Annotated in this window: 4 protein-coding genes; 2 read left to right on the top strand and 2 right to left on the bottom strand. The window is 73.5% G+C overall.

What is annotated here, in order from left to right:
• Positions 1-64: 64 nt before the first annotated feature.
• Positions 65-1,021 carry a class A beta-lactamase gene (gene bla, locus AOQ53_RS35270; protein ID WP_059423644.1) on the bottom strand — a complete coding sequence of 319 codons (957 nt, stop codon included), beginning with the start codon at positions 1,019-1,021 and terminating at the stop codon, positions 65-67.
• Between the two features lie 84 nt (positions 1,022-1,105).
• A complete protein-coding gene (locus AOQ53_RS35265) occupies positions 1,106-2,740 on the bottom strand; it encodes a penicillin-binding transpeptidase domain-containing protein (RefSeq protein ID WP_059423642.1) in 1,635 nt (544 codons plus the stop codon).
• Positions 2,741-2,825: 85 nt separating this feature from the next.
• On the opposite strand from AOQ53_RS35265, the gene AOQ53_RS35260 reads away from it, so the two are divergent.
• Together AOQ53_RS35260 and AOQ53_RS35255 are read left to right on the top strand one after the other, a co-directional pair.
• Positions 2,826-3,821 carry a LysR family transcriptional regulator gene (locus AOQ53_RS35260; RefSeq protein ID WP_078945655.1) on the top strand — a complete coding sequence of 332 codons (996 nt, stop codon included), beginning with the start codon at positions 2,826-2,828 and terminating at the stop codon, positions 3,819-3,821.
• Positions 3,818-4,723: a serine hydrolase gene (locus AOQ53_RS35255; protein WP_099054761.1), complete on the top strand. Its 906-nt coding sequence runs from the start codon at positions 3,818-3,820 to the stop codon at positions 4,721-4,723. The genes AOQ53_RS35260 and AOQ53_RS35255 overlap by 4 nt, the downstream gene beginning before the upstream one ends.
• The last annotated feature ends 17 nt before the right edge of the window (positions 4,724-4,740 follow it).

The raw sequence follows: 4,740 nt of genomic DNA, 5'->3' as shown, positions 1-4,740 counted from the left end.
GCTCCGCTGCCTCGTTCACCAGCCTTGACGAACAGCCCCCACGCCTAACTGAACGGCGTTGCCTCTAGAGCCCCAGGGCGGTGATGGTCCGTGCGGTGGCTTCGGCGATCAGGGCGTCAGAGGGTGCGGCGTCGTAGCCGCGCCGGTCGGTCATGACGGCCAGGACGAGCGGTTCGGTGCGGGTCGGGCGGACGATCGCGATGTCGTTGGCCCTGCCGTAGTTGCCGGTGCCGGTCTTGTCGGCCACCTGCCAGCCCTTGGGGAGTCCGGCCCGGATACGGCGGGCGCCGACCGTGGTGGCGTTGCGCGAGAGCCAGTCCGTCAGCAGCGCGCGTTCACCGGCGGGCAGGGCCGTGCCCAGGAGCAGCTTGTGGAAGTCGGTGGCGATCGCGCGGGGTGTGGTGGTGTCGCTGGGGTCCTCCGGCGGTACGTCGTGCAGTTCCGGTTCGTAGTGGTCCATGCGGCTGACGGTGTCGCCGAGTCCGCGCAGATAGGCGGTGAGCTTCGCCGGGCCGCCGAGGTCGCGCATGAGCAGGTTGCCGGCCGCTCCGTCGCTGTAACGGACGGCGGCGTCGCAGAGCTGACGGAGGGTCATGCCGGTCGCGACATGCCGTCCGGTGATCGGCGTGGTGGACTTCAGGTCGGCCCGTGTGTAGGTGACGCGCCGGTCCAGGCCGTCGAGGGAGCGGTGGTGCAGGACCGCCGCCGCGGCCAGGGCCTTGAAGACCGAGCAGAACGCGAAGCGCTCGTCGGAGCGGTGGACCGCCGTGGCGCCGGTGCCGGTCGCGAGGGCGTAGACGCCGACGCGGGCGCCGTACTCGCGCTCCAGGTCCGCCAGGCGCGGGCGGTGGACGGGCGGGGCGGGGGTGCGGCGGCTCGGCTCCGGGGTGGGCCGGGTGGTCGTGGCGGCCGGGCCCGCGCGGTCGGTGTCCCGGTCGGCCGGGCCGCAGCCGGCGAGGGGGAGTAAGGCCGCGGCGGCCAGGAAGGCGCGGCGGGACGAGGCGGGCGCGTCGGCGGGCATGCGGGGTGTTCCTTTCACACGGATCACTCACTCGGATCACTGACTCGGATCACTCGGAGGCTCCCGTCACCAGGAGCCTCCTGCTCACTGCGAATCGCCGGGGACGGCGGCCAGCAGACCGCGGACGACGGGCCCGGCGGAGCCGCCGCCGGTGACGCCCTCCTCGACGACACAGGCGACGGCCACGTTGCCGCGGTGCGCGACGAGCCAGCCGTTGTTGTCCTGGTCGTCGGAGACCTCGGCGGTGCCGGTCTTGGCGCCGATCTCGCCGGGCAGGTCGGACAGGATGCGCGCGGTGCCGTCGGTGACGGTGGCGCGCAGCATCTCGCGCAGCTGGGCGACGACGCCCTCCGGCAGCGGGGTCGTGCTGGTCTTGTCCTCGTTCCCCTCGGTGAGCGAGGGCTGGTGGAAGGTGCCGGAGACGGCCGTGGCGGTGACGGACGCCATGATCAGCGGGTTGGCCTGCACCCGGCCCTGGCCGATCATCGAGGCGGCTTTCTCCGTCTCGTCCTTCGGCACGGGCACCGACCCGTCGTACGAGGGTGCCCCGACGTGCCATTCCTGGCCCACGCCGAAGTACTTACGGGCCACATCGCCCGGCTCCCCGTCGTCGAGCCGGTCGCGCAGGCTGATGAAGGCGGTGTTGCACGACTCGGTGAAGTCCTTGCGGAAGGTGGCGCCCGGGTGCTCGGACAGCTCCACGTTCTGGAACCGCTTCCCCACCGTGAGGTACTTGGGGCAGTCCACCACGTCGTCCGGTGCGACGGCGTCCTTGAGCAGCAGGGCGCTGCTGGTGACGATCTTCCAGGTGGAGCCGGGCGCGTAGGTGCCGGACAGGGCGCGGTTGAAGCCGGACGACGGGGAGTTCGCCACGGCCAGGATCTCGCCGTCGTCGATCCGCAGGGCGACGAGCGCGGCGTTCTTGCCGTCGGCGTGGGCGCCCAGGGCCTTCTCGGCGGCGGCCTGCCAGTCGGCGTCGAGGGTCGTGCGGACCGGGCCCGCGTCCCGGACCGTCCGCGCGCCGAATGTGGCCTCCGTACGCTCGACCTTCCCGGTGACCCGGTCGACCAGGTGGATCGCCCCGCGCGGGCCGGTGCCCTCGCCACCCCCGCCGAGCTGCGCCATGACCGGTCCCAGGGAGGGGAACTCCGCACCCGACAGGGCCGTTCCCTCCCGGTCGGTGACCTCGGGGGGCTTCGTCTCCTCGCGTTCGAGGCGGAACTTCTCGGTGTCGCTCAGGCGCGGGTGGACGAGGGAGAGCTTCCAGTCCACCTTCCAGCTGCCGTCGCGCTGCTCGCGCAGCGGCAGCTTCGACTCGTAGGTCCAGGCGCCCAGGCCCTCGACGGGCATCCGGGCGGTGAACGGGACGGTGACCGTGCCGTCCTCGCCCTCGGCCGCGGACTTGGCGGTGAGCTTCGGTCTGCTGATGTCGAGGCCGGTGGTGAAGCTGTCCAGCACCCGCTGTGCCGTGCCGGGGCTGGTCGTACGGCCGGCCGCGCTCGTCAGGCGGCCGGCGGCCCAGTCGGCGAGGAACGCGCGGGCCTGTTTCCCGGCGGCGGGGTCGGGTCCGGGGTCCCGCTCGAAGGGACCGAGACCGGCCGCGTACGCCCCGCCGACGGCGACGGCCAGCACCACCGCGCCCGCGGTGACGGCCCTCAGGGCCGTCCGGCGCGGTCTGCTGCCCCCGGTCGTGACGCTGGTGTAGTCGTGGTGATCCATGCGCCGAGAACAACAGCGGCCCGGGCACCTTGTCCAAGACCGATATCAATCTCGGATCAATACCAAACGGATATGCTTCCTGCTCGTGGACCTGGTGCGGCACCTGGAGTGCTTTGTGGCTGTTGCAGAAGAGTCACACTTCGGCCGTGCCGCGGCTCGGCTGGGCATGGCCCAGCCGCCGCTCTCGCAGCGCATTCAGCGCCTGGAGCGGCACCTGGGCGTCCGGCTTTTCGAACGCACCAGCCGACAGGTTGCCCTCACCGAGCCCGGGGCGCTGCTGCTGGCAAAGGCCCGGGAGGTGCTCGCCCGCTCCGAGGCGTTCATGGCCACCGCGCGCCGCATCCGGGACGGCGAGACCGGCCTGCTGCGTGCCGCGCTGCCGCCGGACCTCTCCGGGGAGACCGTCGCCGCGTTGCTGGCGGGGTTCACCGGCGCGGGCGCGAGCGGCCTGGAGCTGGAACTGCACGAGCTGTCCACCGCCCAGCAACTGGAACGGTTCGCCGCGCACGAGCTGGACGTCGGGCTCATCCACCACCCGTGCGACGTCTCCGGGCTGGAGCTGGGCCCGGTGCTGCGGCGCGAACTGGGCGTGCTGCTGCCACGCGGCGCGGCGGCGGCCCGGCTCGGCGAGGTACCGCTCGCCTCCCTCACCGGCCACGACCTGATCCTCTTCCCCCGCCCCGGCGCCCCCGCCGTCTACGACGACCTCCTGAACACCTGCGCCCGCAACGGCTACACCCCGCCCGCCGTACGCCACGCCCTGGGCTCCAGCTTCGTACGCGGACTGGTGCTGTCCACGGAGGCGGTGGCCTTCAGCCCACGGGACACGCACGGGCGCGCGAAAGAGGGCGCAGAGGCCGCAGAGGGCGTGGACTCGGGCGGGGGTGTCGTATGGCGCCCCCTCACCGGCGCCCCGCTGGCCCTGCGGCACTCCGTCGCCTGGCCCGCGGGGCGGGGGGACGCCGCCGTGTCCGCGTTCGCCGAGGCCGCCACGCACGCGCTGCGCACCACCGCCGAAGCGACCCCCGACCTGCCCTCCCGCCCGTTGCACCTGCGCCCGGCATCGGAGTACTGGCTGTGACCGACGCCCTCGCCCGCATCCACGCGGCCTTCGCCGACGCCGGGGTCACCGGCCGGCTGCACGCCGTCGACATCGACAGCGGCGCGCAGCTCGACGCCGGGGCGGACCAGCCGGTCTGCACCGCCAGCGTCCACAAGCTCTGTCTGCTGGTCTCGCTGCACGAGCAGGCCGCGGCGGGGATCCTGGACCTCACCGAGCAGGTCGAGTCCCCGCCGGAGGGCCGCACCACCGGCCCGACGGGCCTTGCCGCCATGCTCGACGGCGCCCGGCTGTCGCTGCGCGACCTCGCCTATCTGATGATGTCCGTCAGCGACAACGCCGCCGCCGACCTGCTGCTGGCCCGCGTCGGTCTCGAAGCCGTCAACCGCACCACGGCCCGCCTGGGCCTCACCCGCACGTACGCCGTCCACACCTTCGGCGAACTCCTCGCCACCATCAAGGAGGACGCCGGCCCCGGCGGCGCGCGGTCGCTGGCCGACCCGCACGTCGTCGCACGGCTGCGGGCACTGGACCCGGCCCGTACCAACCACAGCACCCCGCGTGACATGACGCGTCTGCTCGCCGCCGTCTGGCGCGACGAGGCGTGCACGCCCGAGCACGGCGCGGCCATCCGCCGGGTCCTCGGGCTCCAGGTGTGGCCGCACCGGCTCGCGTCCGGGTTTCCCTTCGACGACGTCCACGTGGCGGGCAAGACGGGCAGTCTGCCGACCGTGCGCAACGAGGTCGGCGTCGTCGAGTACCCCGACGGGGGCCGCTACGCCGTCGCCGTCTTCACGCGCACGGCCCGCACCTCCGCTCTTCAGCCCGCCGCCGACGCGGTCATCGGCACGGCGGCCCGCCTTGCCGTGGACGCGCTGCGGGCCCCCCAGGCGGGACCGAGGGGGGCCGAGCCGGGCCGCTGATCAGAGCGGAACCAGAG

It is taken from the genome of Streptomyces azureus (assembly GCF_001270025.1).
Lineage (GTDB): Bacteria > Actinomycetota > Actinomycetes > Streptomycetales > Streptomycetaceae > Streptomyces > Streptomyces azureus.
The sequence above is the reverse complement of the archived record's forward strand: the minus strand, read 5'-3'. Positions and strand labels throughout refer to the sequence as shown.